Origin of the sequence: Candidatus Oscillochloris fontis, assembly GCF_004138135.1 — a bacterium.
Taxonomy (GTDB): Bacteria; Chloroflexota; Chloroflexia; order Chloroflexales; family Chloroflexaceae; genus Oscillochloris; species Oscillochloris fontis.
The window spans coordinates 1-1,067 of record NZ_RYFD01000137.1 but is presented as its reverse complement, the minus strand read 5'-3'; the positions used below and the strand labels follow the sequence as shown (position 1 = coordinate 1,067).

General features: G+C 61.4%; 1 protein-coding gene. It reads left to right on the top strand.

The features are described 5' to 3' along the window. The coding region (locus EKD03_RS18565; protein ID WP_161569323.1) for a phospholipase C/P1 nuclease family protein at positions 1 to 1,067 on the top strand (1,067 nt) is incomplete at both ends.

Below are 1,067 nucleotides of genomic sequence, written 5' to 3'. Positions count from 1 at the left end.
GCCTACCACCTCACCGATCAGGTGCCGGATAGCCCGGTCGTCAATCCGCAGATTGATGCGCGAACCTGGGCCATGAGCCACCCGGAGAATCCGCATAGTTGGCAGCGCGCCCTTCAAATGTACAAACTGGCCATGGAGACGCCCCGCGAGCGCGAAGCGAACCTCGCCTATGCCTTCCGTGCCTTGGGTGAGACGATGCACCTCGTGGCCGATATGGCTCAGCCCGCCCACGTGCGCAATGATAGCCACGTTATTGGTGACCCGATAGAAGCGGCGGTGACGGGCGAGGTGGTGGATGCCCACGCTTCCGGTCGCCTCGACTCGCGCTTCAATTTGCGTACCGATTCGGCAGACGCGCTCTTCGAGCGTGTCGCCCGCTACACCAACGCCTATTTCTATTCCTCCGATACGATCTACAATCCCGCCGATCCGTATGCGCTGCCGCGCAATGGCGAGGCCAACTACGATAGCCCCAGCCTCAGTGCGATGGTCTATGATGTGCAGGATCATACCTACTACGCCAAGTTTGATGTGGGCAAGGTGGCGATGGCCCAGTGGACCTACAGCCAATACATGCTCGATCTGGCCCAGGTCGCGGGGTCGCAAGGGTATCACGTGCCGGCGGCGTTTGCTGAGCAGCAGGCCAAGGTGCTCATTCCGCTCGCGATCCAGGCGAATGCCATCCTGATCAACATGTTCTTCCCCACCTTCACCCTGAATCTGGAACCGAGCCTGAATGATGCCGGCGAGGTGCAGTATGGCGGAACCTTGGTACACGTGATCAAGAACGATCCCGCCTGGAGTCCCGATCAGGGCGGGCCGGGCGAGATCCGCTACACCGGGCCAGCCCAACTCTACCTGATCCGCGATGGCAAGCGGCGCAAGATCCTCGATCTTCAGTTTGAAGGCGGCGTGGTGCGCGAGCCGGTAGTGCTCGATCCGCGTAGCGCCAACCTGCAAGACAAGGACCAACTGGTGTTGGAGATCCTGGCCGGGGGGCGCGTGATCCGCAGCGAAGAGTTGCGTGTGAACGGCCCGCAGATTACCGCCCTCAACCCAGATCACGG